Below are 18,522 nucleotides of genomic sequence, written 5' to 3'. Positions count from 1 at the left end.
ATACCGCGCAGATCCAGCCCCTTGTATCAGCGGGGCCAAATGGCGTCAGTCCCAGAAATCCTGCGCCGGATCAACCACCGGCTTGACCACACCGGCGCGAATGGTGAAATCACCAAAGCCCTCGCCTGCCGTGCGCTCAGTGGCCCAACGGCCTACCAGTTGGTCAATCTCACGCAGAATTTCTTCTTCGTTAATATTTTCACGATACATACGCGGTATACGCGTGCCTTCCCGGTTACCGCCCAAATGCAGGTTATAGCGACCTACCGCTTTACCCACCAGGCCAATCTCCGCCAGCAGCGCGCGGCCACAGCCATTCGGGCAGCCGGTGATGCGCAATACGATATGCTCGTCCCCCACGCCGTGCCGATGCAGGATCCCTTCCACCTTGGTGACGAACTCAGGCAGAAAACGCTCGGCCTCCGCCATGGCTAACGGGCAGGTTGGGAAGGATACGCAAGCCATCGAGTTTTGGCGCTGTACGCTGACCCCATCGTCGATCAGGCCATGATCCCGCGCCAGCGCTTCGATCTTCGCCTTCTCGCTTTCCGGCACACCGGCGACGATCAAGTTCTGGTTGGCAGTCAGGCGGAAATCCCCTTTATGGATACGCGCAATCTCGGCAACGCCGGTTTTCAGCGGACGCCCCGGGTAATCCAACAACCGACCGTTCTCAATAAACAGCGTCAGGTGCCATTGGTTATCGATACCTTTCACCCAACCAATGCGATCGCCACGACCGGTGAATTCGTACGGGCGGATCGGCTCAAATGTGATACCTGCACGTTTTTCTACTTCGGCGCGGAAAATATCCACCCCGACGCGCTCCAGCGTGTATTTGGTTTTGGCATTTTTACGATCGGTACGATTACCCCAGTCGCGCTGGGTGGTCACTACCGCTTCGGCGACCGCCAGCGTGTGTTCCAGCGGGATGTAGCCGAATTCGCTGGCCTGGCGTGCATAAGTTTTCTTGTTGCCATGTTCTATCGACAGGCCGCCACCTACCAACAGGTTGAAGCCCACCAACTTGCCGTTTTTGGCGATCGCCACAAAGTTCATGTCGTTGGCGTGCAGGTCAACGTCGTTTTGCGGCGGGATCACCACCGTGGTTTTAAACTTGCGTGGCAGGTAGGTCGCACCGAGGATCGGCTCTTCGTCGGTGGTCGCCACTTTTTCCTGATCCAGCCACACTTCTGCGTAGGCGCGGGTGCGCGGCAACAGGTGTTCGGAAATCTTCTTCGCCCATTCGTAGGCTTCCTGATGCAGCTCTGACTCCACCGGGTTAGAAGTACAAAGCACGTTGCGGTTAACGTCGTTGGCGGTAGCCAGCGCGTCCAGCCCCAGGCGGCCCAGCAGTTGGTGAACCGGCTTAACGTTGCCCTTCAAAATGCCATGGAACTGGAAGGTCTGGCGGTTGGTGATACGAATGCTGCCGTACAGGGTGCTTTCCTGCGCGAACTTATCAATACCCAGCCACTGCTGAGGAGAGATAATTCCCCCCGGCAGACGGCAGCGCAGCATCATCGCGTGGCGCGGCTCCAGCTTCTGCTCGGCACGTTCGGCACGGATATCACGGTCGTCCTGCTGGTACATGCCGTGAAAACGGATCAGCAGGAAGTTGTCACCGGTAAAGCCACCGGTCAGGCCATCCTTCAAATCTTCAGCGATGGTGCCGCGCAGGAAGTTGCTTTCTTTCTTCAAACGCTCGGCATCGGCCAATTTGCCTTCAACCACCAGAGGCCCTGGGTGTTTATCACTCATCAGTAAACATCTCGCTGATAACGGCGCTCAAGGCGCAGCTCACTTAAAAATTCATCCGCCAGCTCGGTATCCATACCACCGTGCTCGGCCACCAGTTCCAGTAATGTGTTTTCTACGTCTTTTGCCATGCGGTTGGCATCGCCACAGACGTAAATATGCGCGCCTTCCTGGATCCAACGCCATACCTCTGCGCCCTGTTCGCGCAGTTTGTCTTGTACGTAGACTTTATGCTGTTGATCGCGCGACCAGGCCAGATCGATGCGGGTCAGCAGGCCATCCTTAACATAGCGCTGCCATTCGACCTGATACAGGAAATCTTCGGTAAAGTGCGGGTTGCCGAAGAACAGCCAATTCTTACCGGCGGCACCGTCAGCGTCACGCTGCTGCATAAAGGCGCGGAACGGCGCAATGCCGGTACCGGGGCCAATCATGATCACCGGCGTTTCCGGGTTGGGCGGCAGGCGGAAGTTGTCGTTGTGCTCGATGAACACCCGCACATCGCCATCTTCTTCCAGGCGATCAGCCAAGAAGCTGGAAGCGCCTCCGGCACGAGCACGACCGTCGATGTCGTATCGCACCACGCCAACGGTAACGTGCACTTCGTTTTCGTTTTCAGCCTGCGACGAAGCGATGGAATACAGGCGCGGCGTCAACGGACGCAGCAGGCCAATCAACTGTTCGGCGTTGAGATCGGCCGGTGCCTGACGCACCATATCGACAATCGGCGTATTGTGCGCGTAATGCTGCAGCGCAGCTTTATCTGCCAGCAGGCCAATCAGCTTCTCATCACGCGACAGCGCCGCGTATTTGTCGACGATCAGCGTAGTGTTCTGCGTCAATTCGAAATGGCTGCGCAACGCTTGCGCCAGCGGCAGAGTTTTACCTTCGACCTCCACCGGCTCGTCGCCTTTCAGCCATAGCAGTTGTACCAGTTCGTCCACCAGCGCAGGATCGTTATCGAACCAGACGCCCAGCGCGTCACCCGGTCGGTAGCGCAGACCAGAATCGCCCAGATCAATCTCGATATGGCGTACGTCTTTATCTGACGCACGGCCGGTAATTTTTTGTTTCACCGCCAGTTGCGCGGTCAACGGCTGTTCTTTGCTGTACGGGCTGCTGCCCGGCAGATCAACTGCGCCGCTGGCCAACACGCCCGGTGCAGCATTTTCCGCCGGCGCGCGTGCTTTCAGCACTGCCACTACCTGTTTACGCCAGGCAGTGGCCAGTTCCTGATATTCCACATCGGCGTCAACCCGCTCAACCAGGCGCTCTGCCCCCAGTTCGGCCAGCTTGCCATCGAAGTCTTTACCCGACTGACAGAAGTTTTCGTAGGAAGTGTCCCCCAGGCCGAATACCGCAAACGCGGTTTCGTTTAGCTTGGGTGCCTTCTTCGAGAACAGGAATTTATGCAGCGCTACCGCCTCTTCCGCTGGCTCGCCTTCCCCCTGCGTAGAGGCGACGATCACCAGCAAACGTTCCTGGGCAATCTGTTTGAACTTGTAGTCACCGGCATTCACCAGGGTGACGCTCAGCTTGGCGGCCAACAGATCGTCGCGCAGCTGTTCCGCCAGACGGCGTGCATTGCCAGTCTGTGAAGCAGAGATCAGCGTGATGCTGGCGGCAGCGGAAGCTACCGGCGCAATGGCAACGCTGCCCGGCTGTTGATTTACCATTCCCCAGAAATAACCTGACAGCCACGCCAGTTGCGTTGATGAATATTCACCAATCGCTGCCTGCAGGCTTGAGAGCTGTTCGGGCGTCAGCGGGAGCAAAGATGTTGGAGGTGCCTGAGTCGTCATTGCAGTACTTATTTCCTATACATGGCACCTATCCAGCCAGGTGCTCGCCAGTGTCAGCCGCCTTTTTTCGTTCGGTCTGCGGTCCTGAAAAGATCAGGAGAGTTTGTAAGGTTACCCAGCCGATTGGCAACGATTAAATAAGGGATAGCAATAAATAATAACTAAAATGACTAAGCTGTTTTTCTGGTAACGGATAGTGCTTAAAGCGCTAAGCGGATTTTTTTATCCACATGAAAATTAAACCGTTTTTTTGACTATTGTTGAATGAATCGCATTTAGCACTCATTACCCCAATCGATAGGTCTCATTCATACCAAACAAAAAAAGTGTTAAGCCAACTTTGCTCGCGCTACCGATAGACCAAAGCGGTATAAATGGCAAGCAAGCTCCGTTTCCGGTAAACTTCGGCGGTTTTTGAGTCAATGAGGCCGTAATAATGGCAACCACGCTGTTTAAAGATTTTCAGTTTGAAGCCGCACACCGCTTGCCGAACGTAGCGGAGGGCCATAAATGCGGCCGTCTGCATGGGCATTCGTTTATGGTGCGTCTGGAAGTGACCGGTGAAGTGGATGCACACACCGGTTGGGTGATGGATTTCGCCGAGCTTAAAGCCGTGTTCTCCCCAATCTGGGAGCGCCTGGATCACAATTATCTCAATGATATTCCAGGATTGGAAAATCCCACCAGCGAAGTCCTTGCAGCCTGGATTTGGCAGCAGCTCAAACCCCAGTTGCCGGAACTGACTGCGGTGATGGTGAAAGAGACTTGTACCGCAGGATGCGTATATAAAGGCTGATCCCCTTCATACTTGAAGTGGCATCGGTGTTGGCTGCGCTCACTCCCCCGAATCACTGACCGATGTCAGCTCATCGGGCTTCGTTTGCTGGCCGCCTTGATGCCACTCCAATTATTTCGGGATCTGGTTTAACCGTTCTTAAGCAATATTCAAATACTTATGCGTTTGCATCGACAGGCGCCAGTTGCGCGCTATGCAGGTTTCAATACACAGGCGGGTCGCCTCTTCCTTCTGACTGATCGGCTGCAATGCGATAATCCGTGGTTTCTCATCGTGCAGGGTCGCCAGCAGCGCATCCAGCGCTTCAATATCACGCTCGCGTCCGACCGGATGCTTCACTTCATCAGCACGTTGCAAAGCCTGACTCAACACCTTCATGCCACCGCGCATATTCACCTTGGGTGAAACCGTTACCCAGGTTTTCGCCGAACATTGGATCTCATGAGTGCCGCTGGTTTCAATCTGGCAACCATAGCCATCGTCTTCCAGCAATTCGGTCAGCGGGGTCAGATCGTAAATGCAGGGTTCGCCGCCGGTGATCACCACGTGGCGAGCGGTGTAGCCTTGTTGGCGAATGACTGCCAGTAACTGCTCGGCACTGGCGCTGCCCCAGGCATCGCTCTCTTCGGTTTTCACCAGAATCCGTTGCATATCCACTTCCCGATTGGCTTCCTTTTCCCAGGTATGTTTGGTATCGCACCAGCTGCATCCTACCGGGCAGCCCTGCAGACGGATAAAAATGGCCGGAACGCCGGTAAAAAAGCCTTCGCCCTGCAAGGTTTGGAACATTTCATTAATCGGGTACTGCATCGGTTTCTCAATCTGGATAGGTAAAAAGGGATTATCGCAGATTCCAGCCCGGCGACCAAACAGGCGAAATTGTATTAAATTTTATCCGCCGTGCTGCTACCAGCTTATCTCACCGGCTATCGACTTCATTTAATTCACTTACTGTGCAATCTCCTGCCGCTGACAATGTAATCCGCTCCGCAAAAACAACATTTAGATAACGTATAAGATAAATATATTTGACATAAACCGCTCATACGCAGATGTATATACAGGCAAGCACAAGTCGGACGCCAGTTCCGGCGGTTCATTCATCACAATCACATCTGCGTTTAGAGGGTGCTATGGCTCATTCCACCGAATTGAATATTCAGCAGGCCATCGACGACAGCAAATTCTCGCTGTTTCACTGGACCTTGATCATTTTGGGATTCCTGATCCTGGCCATTGATGGCTTTGACACTGCAGCCATGGGGTATATCGCCCCTTCGGTCGCCAAAGACTGGGGCATTGTAAAACAGGATCTCGGTCCGGTACTGAGCGCCGCCCTGTTGGGCCTGTCACTCGGTGCGCTGGTTGCCGGGCCAATCTCCGATCGTATCGGTCGCAAACGGGTATTGGTGTTTTCATGCCTGTTCTTCGGTCTTTCGAGTCTGGCCACCGCCTATGCCGACTCGCTCAATAGCCTGACGCTGTGGCGTTTTCTCACCGGTCTAGGGCTGGGAGCGGCAATGCCGAACGCCATCACGCTGATTTCCGAATATGCACCGCAGCGCTGCCGTTCATTGGCAATTAACACCATGTACTGTGGTTTCCCTCTGGGTGCCGCAGGCGGCGGAGCGATTTCGTCATGGCTTATCCCGGCCTATGGCTGGCACAGCGTGCTGTTGCTGGGAGCGATCGCTCCGCTGGTGTTGACGGTGTTGTTGATCCTGTTTCTTCCGGAATCGGTGAAGTACATGGTTAACCGCGGCAAAGACGCGATCAAAATCAAACGCATTGCCCAGCGTTTTGTCAGCCAGGACCTGGACAAGGTAACGCGCTTCTATCTGTACGAAGAGAAATTGGCCCAGTCAAAAACCAGCGTCGGCCTGTTGTTCACCCGGCCTTATCTGACCGGTACGCTGATGCTGTGGCTGACCTATTTTATGGGGCTGGTGATTTATTACGTGTTGCTGAGCTGGATGCCCATTCTGATGCAGGGGCTGGGCTATCAATTGGAGCAGTCGGCGATCCTGACCTCGCTGTTCACCTTCGGTGGAACCCTTGGCATTCTGGTAGCCGGCTGGCTGATGGACCGCTGGAACGCCCACAAGGTGGTGTCGAGCGGCTTTGTCATTACCGCACTGCTGATCGTGGCGATGGCCACCGAGGACAGCCATATCGTGCTGCTGGGCACCTTTATCTTCCTGATGGGGATTACCATGAACGGTGCGCAGTCCGGCCTGCAAACGCTGGCGGCGACCTTTTACCCAACCCATAGTCGCGCAACCGGCATTGCCTGGATGCAGGGCATCGGTCGCTTTGGTGGCGTGGCGGGAACCATGATGGGGGCGCAACTGCTGGCCATGCAGTGGGAAGTGCAGAGTATTTTGATGTTCCTGTGCGTGCCGGCGTTGATCGCCGCTATCGCCACGGTATTCAAAATGACCCGTCGAGCGGTGTTACAGCCTGCAGCATAAGGTTGTATACCCACCATACCACGTAATTATCACTGAAGTAGTCCCCCTATTCCCTTGGGAGAGGGGACTACTTCAGCTAAACTTTATCTATGATGTGCCCGCCTTCTGGCGGGCGTTTTGCTTCCAGCGATACGACTTTTTTATCACAGCCCCTAACTTGTAATAGGTATGTGAATTTATTGTGATTTGACGCGCAAAATTGACCCATTTTTAATTCATTTTTGTCGAATAGCTCACTGTTCTCCCCTGCCCAGCTAATGACCTCAACGTCCGATTAAATATCATCACATTGATTATTAACAAAAATAACTTTCTCTTATGCCATTTTCGTCCTCCACTGGTCGGTGTTGCATATGCTTGTACATACAAGTATATGTTAATAAACCCTACGCATTGTTATGGCGTGGTGATTTACCCCACCGCGTTATGGGATTCTGCACCAATACTGTTTGAGGAAAATGCTGTGACTGCAAATAACAAAGTTCGCAATGTCGAAGTACGCGCGCCACGCGGCACAAAATTAAATGCAAAAAGCTGGCTGACCGAAGCGCCGTTGCGCATGCTGATGAACAACCTCGATCCTGAAGTGGCGGAGAACCCGCATGAGCTGGTGGTATACGGCGGTATCGGCCGCGCCGCGCGTGACTGGGATTGCTACGACAAAATTGTCGCCACCCTGAAAACCCTGGAAGACGACGAAACCCTGCTGGTGCAGTCCGGCAAGCCGGTCGGGGTTTTCAAAACCCACAGCAACGCGCCACGCGTACTGATCGCCAACTCCAACCTGGTGCCACACTGGGCAACCTGGGAACACTTTAACGAACTCGACGCCAAAGGCCTGGCCATGTACGGCCAGATGACCGCCGGCAGCTGGATTTACATCGGTAGCCAGGGCATCGTCCAGGGCACCTACGAAACCTTCGTGGAAGCGGGTCGCCAGCATTATGACGGCAGCCTGCAGGGCCGCTGGGTACTGACCGCCGGTCTGGGTGGCATGGGTGGCGCGCAGCCGCTGGCTGCCACGCTGGCAGGCGCTTGCTCGCTGAACATCGAATGCCAGCAGAGCCGCATCGATTTCCGCCTGAAAACCCGCTATGTCGATGAACAAGCGGTGGATCTGGACGACGCACTCGCCCGCATCAAGAAATACACCGCCGAAGGCAAAGCCATCTCCATCGCCCTGTGCGGTAACGCGGCGGACGTTCTACCGGAGTTGGTACGCCGCGGTGTGCGCCCAGACATGGTCACCGACCAGACCAGCGCCCACGACCCGCTGAACGGCTACCTGCCTAAAGGTTGGAGCTGGGAAGAATACCGTCAGCGTGCGCTGACCGAACCCGCTCAGGTAGTGATCGCCGCCAAACAGTCAATGGCCGAACACGTCGAAGCCATGCTGGCGTTCCAGAAAATGGGCGTGCCAACCTTCGACTACGGCAACAACATTCGTCAGATGGCGAAAGAAATGGGCGTCAGCAATGCCTTTGACTTCCCAGGCTTCGTACCGGCCTATATCCGCCCTCTGTTCTGCCGCGGTGTTGGCCCGTTCCGCTGGGCCGCGCTGTCTGGCGATCCGCAAGACATCTACAAAACCGACGCCATGGTTAAAGAGCTGATCCCGGATGACGAGCATCTGCACCGCTGGCTGGATATGGCACGCGAGCGCATCAGCTTCCAGGGTCTGCCGGCACGTATCTGCTGGGTCGGCCTGGGCCAGCGCGCCAAACTGGGTCTGGCGTTCAACGAAATGGTGCGTAGCGGCGAGCTGTCCGCACCTATCGTCATCGGCCGTGACCATCTGGACTCCGGCTCGGTCGCCAGCCCGAACCGTGAAACCGAATCAATGAAAGACGGCTCAGACGCCGTGTCCGACTGGCCGCTGCTCAACGCCCTGCTCAACACTGCCAGCGGCGCGACCTGGGTTTCCCTGCACCACGGCGGCGGCGTCGGCATGGGCTTCTCCCAGCACTCCGGTATGGTTATCGTTTGTGACGGCACCGATGAAGCCGCGGAACGCATCGCCCGCGTATTGCATAACGACCCGGCCACCGGCGTAATGCGTCACGCCGATGCCGGTTACGACATCGCCATTGAATGCGCCCGCGAGCAAGGTTTGAACCTGCCGATGGTGGCTGCGACTCAAGGAGACAAAGCATGAAAGCGCTGACTATCCGCCCTGGCCAACTGACGCTGGCGCAACTGCGTGAAATTTATCAACACCCGGTCACCCTGACTCTGGACGACAATGCCTACGCAGATATCCAGAAAAGCGTTGCCTGCGTTGAGCGTATCGTTGAGGAAAACCGTACCACCTACGGTATCAACACCGGTTTCGGCCTGCTAGCCTCCACCCGCATCGCCCGCGAAGATCTGGAAGACCTGCAGCGTTCTATCGTGCTGTCACATGCCGCCGGCGTCGGTGCCCCCACCGACGACAATCTGGTGCGCCTGATTATGGTGCTGAAAATCAACAGCCTGTCACGCGGCTTCTCCGGCATCCGCCTGGAAGTGATCCAGGCGCTGATGGCGCTGGTCAACGCCGAAGTCTATCCGCATATCCCGCTGAAAGGCTCCGTGGGTGCCTCCGGCGACTTGGCACCGCTGGCACACATGAGTCTGGTGTTGTTGGGTGAAGGCAAGGCCCGTTATCGGGGTGAATGGCTGCCTGCCACCGAAGCGCTAGCCAAAGCGGGCCTGAAGCCGCTGACGCTGGCGGCCAAAGAAGGCCTGGCACTGCTGAACGGCACCCAGGTTTCCGCCGCCTTTGCCCTGCGCGGTTTGTTTGACGTAGAAGACCTGTACGCTGCAGCAACGGTCACCGGTAGCCTGACGGTGGAAGCCGCTCTGGGCTCACGCAGCCCGTTTGATGCGCGCATTCATGCCGTGCGCGGTCAACGTGGTCAGATTGACGCCGCCGCCGCTTACCGCCATCTGCTGGGCGAGCGCAGTGAAGTGTCCGATTCACACCGCAACTGTGAAAAAGTGCAAGATCCCTACTCCCTGCGCTGCCAACCACAGGTGATGGGTGCCTGCCTGACGCAGATTCGCCAGGCCGCCGAAGTACTGGAAATTGAAGCCAACGCGGTGTCCGACAACCCACTGGTCTTTGCTGAACAGGGCGACGTGCTGTCCGGCGGCAACTTCCACGCCGAACCGGTCGCCATGGCCGCCGACAATCTGGCGCTGGCGTTTGCCGAAATCGGTTCACTGTCCGAACGCCGCATCTCGCTGATGATGGATAAACACATGTCGCAGCTGCCACCTTTCCTGGTGGACAACGGCGGCGTGAACTCCGGCTTTATGATTGCCCAGGTGACCGCCGCGGCACTGACCAGCGAAAACAAGGCGCTGGCGCACCCGGCCAGTGTCGACAGCATTCCAACCTCCGCCAACCAGGAAGATCACGTTTCCATGGCACCGGCCGCCGGTCGTCGCCTGTGGGAAATGGCGGATAACGTTCGCGGCATTCTGGCCGTCGAGTGGCTGGCTGCCTGCCAGGGGCTGGATCTGCGTAAAGGGCTGAAAACCACCGAAAGCCTGGAGCAGGCCCGTCACACACTGCGCGAGCAAGTCAGTTACTACGATAAGGATCGTTTCTTCGCCCCCGACATTGAAGCTGCCAGCCTGCTGTTGGCGGCCGGTCACCTGACCTCGCTAATGCCTGCAGCACTGCTGCCTAGCCAGGCATAAATAACACCTACCACGCAGTTTGTTCTGTCCCACCGGGCGCTATCCGCCCGGTGCGGATAGCGCGTGCCTGTTCTGCCGTAAAAACTTGACGGGAAGCAACATGCATAACGAAACACTACAACTCAGACGCGGATTAAACGCGCGACATATCCGCTTTATGGCACTCGGATCCGCCATCGGCACAGGGCTGTTCTACGGCTCCGCCGGAGCGATCCAACTGGCTGGTCCTGCGGTGCTGCTGGCCTATCTGGTGGGCGGCGCGGCGGTCTTTATGGTCATGCGCGCGCTGGGAGAAATGGCGGTACATCAGCCGGTTTCCGGTTCGTTCGGCCACTACGCCAGTCACTATCTTGGCCCGCTGGCCGGTTTCCTCACCGGCTGGACCTATACCTTCGAAATGGTGATTGTCGCCCTAGCGGACGTGACCGCCTTCGGCATCTATATGGGGCTGTGGTTCCCGGACGTCGCCCAATGGGTGTGGGTACTCAGTATTATCATGTTTATCGGCGCGCTCAATCTGTGCAGCGTGAAAGTGTTCGGCGAAATGGAGTTCTGGCTGTCGCTGATCAAGGTTGCCGCCATTGTGGCGATGATCGTCGGCGGTGCGGCCGTGATGCTGTTTGGTTTTGGCCAGACTCAGCACGCCACTGGCATCAGCAATCTGTGGGCGCACGGCGGCTTTATGCCTAATGGCATCGGCGGCGTGATCGCTTCATTGGCGGTGGTGATGTTCGCCTTTGGCGGCATTGAAATCATCGGCATTACCGCCAGCGAGGCACAAGACCCCGCGAAAGTGCTGCCGAAGGCGATCAATGCCGTACCGATCCGCATTTTGCTGTTTTATGTGCTGACGCTGCTGGTGCTGATGGCTATCTATCCGTGGAACAGCATCGGCCAGAATGGCAGCCCCTTTGTTGAGATCTTCAGCAATCTGGGCATCAGCTCGGCCGCCAACGTACTGAACGTGGTGGTGATCACCGCCGCCATTTCCGCCATTAACAGCGACATCTTTGGCGCAGGCCGCATGATGTACGGCATGGCGCAGGATGGTCAGGCACCGAAAAGCTTCTCCAAACTGACCTCCAGTGGCGTGCCCTGGATGACGGTGTTGGTGATGTCGGTCGCCCTGCTGCTCGGCGTGGTACTCAATTACCTGATCCCAAAACAGGTATTTATGATCATCGCCTCCATCGCCACTTTCGCCACCGTCTGGGTATGGCTGATGATCCTGCTTTCGCAGATTGCCATGCGCCGCACCCTGACACCACAGGAGGTCAGCAAGCTGAGTTTCCCGGTGCCGTGGTGGCCGGTCGCACCGGCGCTGGCAACGATATTTATGCTGTTCGTTATCGGCCTGCTCGGTTACTTCGAAGACAGTCGCATCGCTCTGTACGTCGGGCTGGTGTGGGTGACCTTCCTTACCCTAGCTTACTGGGTGTGGGTGCGCAAAAAAGGCGGGGGTTCACCTGTCACTACTGCGACACAAAACACCTAACTGTCTGATGTCATCATGATGAAACCCGCTGATGCGGGTTTCATCATTAGAGCAGTACTAAGGCTTGGCGGATGTCCGCCTGAAGATCATTAAGATCTTCCAGCCCAGCGGACAAACGTATCAGTCCATCGCTGATATGATGGCGCTGCCGCTCCTCAGGGCTGTAGGCCGAGTGGGTCATGCTGGCGGGATGCTGCGCCAGCGACTCACAATCCCCCAGGCTAACCGCGCGCAAGATCAAACGCAGCGCATTGAGGAAGCGGATCCCCGCAGCCATACCGCCTTTGAGTTCAAACGCCAGCATGCCGCCCGGGCGCGCCATTTGCCGCTGCGCCAACCCATATTGAGGGAAATCTTCCAGACCAGGATAATAGACACGTTCTACCGCCGAATGTTGGGCCAGCATTTCCGCCAGTCGTTGAGCATTGTCGCAGTGGCGCTCCATACGTAACGGCAAGGTTTTCAGGCCACGCAGTAACAGTGCGGCATCCTGCGCTGACAACACCGCCCCATTCATGTCCTTCAGCCCGACCAAACGAATGTCCTGCGCCAGATCCCGACGCGTTACCGCCAGCCCGGCCAGCAGGTCACCGTGTCCGCCGATGTATTTGGTGGCGGAATGCACCACAATGTCGGCCCCCAATTCCAGCGGTCGTTGCAGATACGGCGTGCAATAGGTGTTATCCACCAACAGCAGCGCCCCCTGACGGTGGGCAATCTCGGCCACTGCTGCAATATCGACCAGGCGCATATTCGGGTTGGCCGGCGTTTCGCAATACACCAGCCGGGTACGCGGGCCGATCGCCGCCGCCAACCGCTCCGGCCGGGTCAGGTCAACGTGGGTAATTTTCACGCCGTAGCGCGCCAGCCCATGATGAAAATAGCTGAAGGTGCAGCCATAAATTGTCTCATCGACGATCAGCTCATCTCCCGGACTGAGCAGCGTCCAGCAGCAGGCGGTAATCGCGCCCATGCCGGAGGCAAACGCCACAGCCGCCTCTCCACCCTCCAGATCGGCAATTCGCTGTTCCAGCAGATTGACCGTTGGATTGGCAATACGCGAATAAAAATAACCTGACTCAGTACCGGCAAAACAGGCACCGCCGTATTCCGCCGTCGGGAAGGTAAAGGTCGAACTCATAAACACCGGTGGGCAGAGCGCTCCCAGATATTGCTGGGGATCGTAGCCATGGTGGATCGCACGTGTGGCAAAACCGTGCCGAAATGTGGCAGACATGACAACTCCTTTCCTGAGTGAGTGAAAGCAATTCCAATGATTTCGCTTAAACGTCCGGCGGTAGCGCGCTGCTGCGTACCCGCTGGCCGATGATTTGCAGGGTGCGCAGTACCAGCATCAGACCCAGCAAAGTATCCGGCTGCCGCAACAAGGCATACAGCGAGCGAAAATTAGCGGGCGAGGGATCTGACTGCAGCTCAGTGTGTGCCATCTTCAGCGCCATTCCCCCTTCCCAGCCTGCCGTCACCAAGCCTTCAAACACCCCGGACAATTTTTCCACCAGCGCGTTATCGGCGATATCCACCAGGTCCGACAGCAGTGACAATAAATCGACCACGTTATCGAGCCGCCCACTGGCCAGCAATGGCTGCAACTTGTCGAGCAAGGGTGCCAGGGATGCTTGTTCAGATGCGTTCATAAACCCTCCGTTAAATCAGCCCGCGTACCGTCGCCCAATAGAGCCCGCGATTAAAACCGTTGCGCAGCATGCCGCCCACCTTGGTTGACGGCGTCGGCAATACATCATGGCGATAGTCGTAAACCAGCGGCATACCGGCCTGCAGCCCCATTTGGGCGATCGCCTGCACCTTGCCGTCGTAGTGGCTGACGGTCTGGCCCAGTCGCAGTTCAGCCACGATATTGTCGGCGATCACCGGAGCCTGATTGTGGCAAGAGCCGCCGGCCTTGCTGACCGGCAGATCCACCGTATCGCCAATGACGTAAATTCCTTGCTGGCCATAGACCTGCAGCGTCTGATGGTCGGTCGGCAGCCAGCCTTCACCATTGTTGCCCTCACTAAGGCCGGTATTGCGCACTGCCTCTACGGCGCGGATCGGCGGCGTGGCCATCAGGATATCGAACGGCTGTTCCTCTCCCTCAGCGGAGTAGGCGATTTTCTGCTGTGCATCGACCCGGCTGAGGGTAAACCCACGCTGGTGGCGAATATCACGCGCCGCAAAGATGCCCGGCAAGGCTTCGGCCGTCGGGCGTTGCAAAAACAGGCAGTTGCGCAGCAACTGCGAGACGCTGGGATAGGTATAAACAATTTCAACCGCCTTACGTACCCCGCGCCGACGCAGGTAATCATCGAGCATCAAGGTAGTTTCTATCGGGGCAATGCCGCACTGATGTGGCACGTTAGGAGTTTCGGGGAAGGAGACGGTAATAAAGATTCGGCCTTTTTCTATGGTTGCCAGCTTTTGGGCCAGCTGCCGGGCGGCCTGATATTGGTAAAAATGATCGCCCGCCTGCGCCAACCCGTCGATACGATCCGGCCAAGGCACACAGCCAGTGGCAAACACCAGAAAATCATAGGGGTAATGTTTACCACTTTGGCAGTGAATGACCCTTTGGGATAAATCGAATCGCTCGGCTTTATCGACAATAAATTTTATTTCCGGGCGCAGCAGACTTTGCTGAGAGCGGGTTAATTCCTGTTGGAAAAAAGCGTTAAAGGCAACGTACATAAATGCCGGTTTATAATAGTGGGCCGGAGAATCAGAAATCATTAATAACTCAACTTTATTATTCAAGATCTCCCGGTGTAATTTCGCCGCCAGTAAATTGGCCAAAATGGTGCCGCCGGTACCACCGCCGACAATCACAATCCTGTTTATCATCAAGCCCTCGCCCAGCCGGCCAGTGGGCCGGCAGCCATGTTATGGGAAACGAACTGAGGCAGGACGACGGGGGATAAGTACTCTGCCTTACTGGCAGTCTAGTAACTAAAAGATATAAAGCAATTCAAAAAGGAATTTATAATTAGGATTTTTATTATTACAATTAAATTATAGAGTTAAATCTCACAAATAATAAATTAATAACCCACTAATAAATAACACACTATAACTGACTGTAATTATAGTTCAATGAATAATTCCCATAAAAAAACCCGCCGCAGCGGGTTTTTATTTAACACGAATCAAGCCGTTATTACTGACCTTTAACTTCTTTCAGGCCATTGAACGGTGCGCGTGAACCCAGCGCTTCTTCGATACGGATCAGTTGGTTGTATTTGGCAACGCGGTCAGAACGGCTCATGGAACCGGTTTTGATCTGGCCAGCCGCAGTACCTACCGCGAGGTCTGCGATAGTTGCGTCTTCGGTTTCACCTGAACGGTGAGAGATCACCGCGGTGTAGCCTGCGTCTTTCGCCATCTTGATAGCAGCCAGAGTTTCGGTCAGAGAACCGATCTGGTTGAATTTGATCAGGATGGAGTTAGCGATGCCTTTCTCGATGCCTTCTTTCAGGATCTTGGTGTTGGTAACGAACAGGTCATCGCCCACCAGCTGGATTTTGCCGCCCAGCACTTTGGTCTGGTATGCGAAACCATCCCAGTCAGATTCGTCCAGACCATCTTCGATGGACACGATTGGGTACTGTTTGGTCAGGTCTTCCAGGAAGTGAGTGAACTCTTCAGAAGTGAAGGCTTTGTTGCCTTCGCCGGCCAGTACGTATTTACCGTCTTTGTAGAACTCGGAAGCCGCACAGTCCATGGCCAGGGTCACGTCTTTGCCAAGCGTGTAGCCTGCTGCTTTTACCGCTTCAGCGATAACCGCCAGCGCTTCAGCGTTGGAACCCAGGTTTGGTGCATAGCCGCCTTCATCACCAACAGCCGTGTTCAGGCCTTTGGCCTTCAGCACTTTGGCCAGGTGATGGAAAACTTCAGAACCGATGCGGACGGCTTCTTTCAGGGATTTAGCGCCAACCGGCTGAATCATAAATTCCTGAATATCGACGTTGTTGTCAGCGTGCTCGCCGCCGTTGATGATGTTCATCATAGGCAGTGGCATAGAGAATTTGCCTGGGGTGCCGTTCAGCTCAGCGATGTGCTCATACAGCGGCATACCTTTGGAAGCCGCAGCCGCTTTGGCAGCAGCCAGAGAAACCGCCAGAATGGCGTTAGCGCCGAACTGGGATTTGTTTTCGGTGCCGTCCAGGTCGATCATGATCTTGTCGATGTTAGCCTGGTCTTTGGCATCTTTACCCAGTACTGCCTGAGCAATCGGGCCATTTACTGCAGCAACGGCTTTCAGTACGCCTTTACCCAGGAAACGAGATTTGTCACCGTCACGCAGTTCCAGTGCTTCACGGGAACCGGTAGAAGCACCTGACGGCGCAGCAGCCAGACCTACGAAACCGCCTTCCAGATGCACTTCGGCTTCAACAGTCGGGTTACCGCGGGAGTCGATGATTTCACGACCGATGACTTTAACGATTTTGGACATTAGGTTTTCCTCAGTACAAGTTAAACTAAAACTCCAGACAAACAGCGCGCGGTTCTCACCGCGCGCCGCCTACCAAATATTTTATTTCACCTGGCGCTTCTGATACTCACCAGCGGCCTTCACAAAGCCGGCGAACAACGGATGACCATCACGCGGCGTCGAAGTAAATTCCGGGTGGAACTGACAAGCTACAAACCACGGGTGATTCGGCAGTTCGATAATCTCAACCAGCTTGTTGTCTGCGGAACGGCCGGCAACACGCAGCCCGGCGGCTTCGATCTGCTTCAACAGCATGTTGTTAACTTCATAACGGTGACGATGACGTTCAACAATGGTCGGTTCGCCGTACATCTGACGCACCAGGCTATTGTCGGTCAGGTGGCATTGCTGACCACCGACACGCATCGTGCCACCCAAATCGCTTTCTTCAGTACGCACTTCGACGTTACCGTCTTCGTCACGCCACTCGGTGATCAACGCCACCACCGGGTACTTACAGTCTGGTACAAACTCGGTAGAGTTGGCGTTCTCCATGCCCACCACGTTGCGGGCGAACTCCATCAGTGCCACCTGCATCCCCAGGCAGATGCCCAGGTAAGGGATGTTATTCTCACGCGCATAACGCGCGGTCATCACCTTGCCTTCCACACCACGGTAACCGAAGCCGCCTGGGATCAGGATTGCATCCAGACCTTTCAGCACTTCTACGCCGCGGGTTTCCACATCCTGCGAGTCGATCAGCTTGATGTTCACGGTCAGACGATTTTTCAGGCCGCCGTGTTTCAAGGCTTCAATCACCGACTTATAGGCATCCGGCAGTTCGACATATTTGCCGACCATACCGATGGTCACTTCGCCGCCCGGATTGGCTTCTTCGTAAATCACCTGCTCCCATTCAGCCAGGTTGGCTTCCGGCGCATTGAGGCTGAATCGTTTACAAATATAATCATCAAGCCCCTGAGATTTCAATAGGCCTGGGATTTTATAAATAGAATCAACGTCTTTCAGGGAGATAACCGCTTTTTCCGGCACGTTACAGAAAAGTGCGATTTTTGCACGTTCGTTAGCAGGAACGGCCCGATCGGAACGGCAAATCAGCACATCAGGCTGAATACCGATGGAAAGCAGCTCTTTTACGGAATGCTGGGTAGGTTTGGTTTTTACTTCACCGGCAGCGGCCAGGTACGGCACCAGCGTCAGGTGCATGTACAGGGTGTGCTCACGGCCCACTTCCACGGCCATCTGGCGGATGGCTTCCAGGAACGGCAGCGATTCGATATCGCCGACGGTACCGCCGATCTCAACCAACACCACGTCGTGGCCTTCGCCGCCTTCGAGGATGCGCTCTTTGATCGCGTTGGTGATGTGCGGGATGACCTGTACGGTTGCGCCCAGATAGTCGCCACGGCGTTCTTTACGCAGAACGTCGGAGTAAATGCGACCGGTGGTGAAGTTGTTGCGGCGCGACATTTTGGTGCGGATGTAGCGCTCGTAGTGACCCAAATCCAGATCGGTTTCTGCGCCGTCTTCGGTGACGAAAACTTCCCCATGCTGAATCGGGCTCATGGTGCCCGGATCCACGTTGATGTACGGGTCCAGTTTCATGATGGTAACGTTGAGGCCACGGGCTTCAAGAATAGCCGCCAGAGAGGCTGCGGCAATGCCTTTACCCAGAGAGGATACGACCCCGCCGGTCACAAAAATATAATTAGTTGTCATGCTGAACCTGAGAGTTTAGGTTTAAAGACGATGGAAGAACCAAGACGGGAAAGTAGTATACCCGAACCTCTCCAGACCTACAAACGATCGTTTTACTGTCCATCATCTCTGTCACCATCAAGGGTTCATCAGGGTTTACTCTATCGGCCTGCCAGAGCCTGTCTTTTTAAAACAATGAGTTAGCACAGAAAAATTTATTTTCCCGCCCTTTCGAGACAATAAAACGCCTTAGATTTCAGTTTGTTGGCGTTTTGCTGTCGGTAAGCCACGGTTCAGCAAACTATGACCCTGAGCTTAACCGTTTCAGCTTAGGTGAACCTTGTCGCCGA

At 55.6% G+C, this 18,522-nt stretch carries 13 protein-coding genes; 5 read left to right on the top strand and 8 right to left on the bottom strand.

The window, feature by feature from the left end; translation table 11 throughout:
* Positions 1-45: 45 nt before the first annotated feature.
* Together cysI and cysJ are read right to left on the bottom strand one after the other, a co-directional pair.
* Positions 46-1,761: an assimilatory sulfite reductase (NADPH) hemoprotein subunit gene (cysI, locus tag ACUTSU_RS18555; protein WP_445651415.1), complete on the bottom strand. Its 1,716-nt coding sequence runs from the start codon at positions 1,759-1,761 to the stop codon at positions 46-48.
* Positions 1,761-3,560: an NADPH-dependent assimilatory sulfite reductase flavoprotein subunit gene (gene cysJ / locus ACUTSU_RS18550; RefSeq protein WP_445654551.1), complete on the bottom strand. Its 1,800-nt coding sequence runs from the start codon at positions 3,558-3,560 to the stop codon at positions 1,761-1,763. Before cysJ ends, cysI begins: the two co-directional genes overlap by 1 nt.
* A gap of 436 nt (positions 3,561-3,996) precedes the next feature.
* Between cysJ and queD the strand changes: the two genes are divergently transcribed.
* Entirely contained in the window at positions 3,997-4,356 is a 360-nt protein-coding gene (gene queD, locus ACUTSU_RS18545) for a 6-carboxytetrahydropterin synthase QueD (RefSeq protein WP_012005257.1), read from the top strand.
* Positions 4,357-4,494: 138 nt separating this feature from the next.
* On the opposite strand, the gene queE is transcribed toward queD, so the two are convergent.
* Positions 4,495-5,166 (bottom strand): 7-carboxy-7-deazaguanine synthase QueE, encoded by a 672-nt coding sequence (queE, locus tag ACUTSU_RS18540; RefSeq protein ID WP_445651413.1) that lies wholly within the window; start codon positions 5,164-5,166, stop codon positions 4,495-4,497.
* A 323-nt stretch (positions 5,167-5,489) separates the two neighbouring features.
* On the opposite strand from queE, the gene ACUTSU_RS18535 reads away from it, so the two are divergent.
* From ACUTSU_RS18535 to ACUTSU_RS18520, 4 genes are all read left to right on the top strand, one after another.
* A complete protein-coding gene (locus ACUTSU_RS18535; RefSeq protein ID WP_445651412.1) occupies positions 5,490-6,827 on the top strand; it encodes an MFS transporter in 1,338 nt (445 codons plus the stop codon).
* A gap of 463 nt (positions 6,828-7,290) precedes the next feature.
* A complete protein-coding gene (gene hutU, locus ACUTSU_RS18530) occupies positions 7,291-8,982 on the top strand; it encodes a urocanate hydratase (protein WP_129934279.1) in 1,692 nt (563 codons plus the stop codon).
* On the top strand, positions 8,979-10,514 hold the full coding sequence (hutH, locus tag ACUTSU_RS18525; protein ID WP_445651411.1) for a histidine ammonia-lyase: 1,536 nt from the start codon (positions 8,979-8,981) through the stop codon (positions 10,512-10,514). Before hutU ends, hutH begins: the two co-directional genes overlap by 4 nt.
* Before the next feature lie 100 nt (positions 10,515-10,614).
* Positions 10,615-12,009 carry an amino acid permease gene (locus ACUTSU_RS18520; RefSeq protein ID WP_445651410.1) on the top strand — a complete coding sequence of 465 codons (1,395 nt, stop codon included), beginning with the start codon at positions 10,615-10,617 and terminating at the stop codon, positions 12,007-12,009.
* 46 nt (positions 12,010-12,055) lie between these two features.
* Here ACUTSU_RS18520 and ACUTSU_RS18515 read toward each other — a convergent pair whose 3' ends face one another.
* The 5 genes from ACUTSU_RS18515 to pyrG form a co-directional block, all read right to left on the bottom strand.
* Positions 12,056-13,246: a methionine gamma-lyase gene (locus tag ACUTSU_RS18515; protein WP_445651409.1), complete on the bottom strand. Its 1,191-nt coding sequence runs from the start codon at positions 13,244-13,246 to the stop codon at positions 12,056-12,058.
* A 46-nt stretch (positions 13,247-13,292) separates the two neighbouring features.
* Positions 13,293-13,664: a hypothetical protein gene (locus tag ACUTSU_RS18510; protein ID WP_445654550.1), complete on the bottom strand. Its 372-nt coding sequence runs from the start codon at positions 13,662-13,664 to the stop codon at positions 13,293-13,295.
* A gap of 10 nt (positions 13,665-13,674) precedes the next feature.
* On the bottom strand, positions 13,675-14,865 hold the full coding sequence (locus tag ACUTSU_RS18505) for an NAD(P)/FAD-dependent oxidoreductase (protein WP_445651407.1): 1,191 nt from the start codon (positions 14,863-14,865) through the stop codon (positions 13,675-13,677).
* 313 nt (positions 14,866-15,178) lie between these two features.
* Positions 15,179-16,474, bottom strand: coding sequence for a phosphopyruvate hydratase (gene eno, locus ACUTSU_RS18500; RefSeq protein WP_445654549.1), 1,296 nt, complete (start codon positions 16,472-16,474; stop codon positions 15,179-15,181).
* Between the two features lie 81 nt (positions 16,475-16,555).
* Positions 16,556-18,193, bottom strand: a complete 1,638-nt coding sequence (gene pyrG / locus ACUTSU_RS18495; protein ID WP_315290083.1) for a glutamine hydrolyzing CTP synthase — start codon at positions 18,191-18,193, stop codon at positions 16,556-16,558.
* Positions 18,194-18,522: the final 329 nt, after the last annotated feature.

It is taken from the genome of Serratia sp. NA_13, from assembly GCF_052691735.1.
This window is presented reverse-complemented; position numbering and strand designations above follow the sequence as displayed.

Excerpts from the sequence above, each read along its gene's own strand:
- cysI (WP_445651415.1), bottom strand. The coding sequence starts at position 1,761 with ATGAGTGATAAACACCCAGGGCCTCTGGTGGTTGAAGGCAAATTGGCC.
- cysJ (WP_445654551.1), bottom strand. The coding sequence starts at position 3,560 with ATGACGACTCAGGCACCTCCAACATCTTTGCTCCCGCTGACGCCCGAA.
- queD (WP_012005257.1), top strand. The coding sequence starts at position 3,997 with ATGGCAACCACGCTGTTTAAAGATTTTCAGTTTGAAGCCGCACACCGC.
- queE (WP_445651413.1), bottom strand. The coding sequence starts at position 5,166 with ATGCAGTACCCGATTAATGAAATGTTCCAAACCTTGCAGGGCGAAGGC.
- ACUTSU_RS18535 (WP_445651412.1), top strand. The coding sequence starts at position 5,490 with ATGGCTCATTCCACCGAATTGAATATTCAGCAGGCCATCGACGACAGC.
- hutH (WP_445651411.1), top strand. The coding sequence starts at position 8,979 with ATGAAAGCGCTGACTATCCGCCCTGGCCAACTGACGCTGGCGCAACTG.
- ACUTSU_RS18520 (WP_445651410.1), top strand. The coding sequence starts at position 10,615 with ATGCATAACGAAACACTACAACTCAGACGCGGATTAAACGCGCGACAT.
- ACUTSU_RS18515 (WP_445651409.1), bottom strand. The coding sequence starts at position 13,246 with ATGTCTGCCACATTTCGGCACGGTTTTGCCACACGTGCGATCCACCAT.
- ACUTSU_RS18510 (WP_445654550.1), bottom strand. The coding sequence starts at position 13,664 with ATGAACGCATCTGAACAAGCATCCCTGGCACCCTTGCTCGACAAGTTG.
- ACUTSU_RS18505 (WP_445651407.1), bottom strand. The coding sequence starts at position 14,865 with ATGATAAACAGGATTGTGATTGTCGGCGGTGGTACCGGCGGCACCATT.
- eno (WP_445654549.1), bottom strand. The coding sequence starts at position 16,474 with ATGTCCAAAATCGTTAAAGTCATCGGTCGTGAAATCATCGACTCCCGC.
- pyrG (WP_315290083.1), bottom strand. The coding sequence starts at position 18,193 with ATGACAACTAATTATATTTTTGTGACCGGCGGGGTCGTATCCTCTCTG.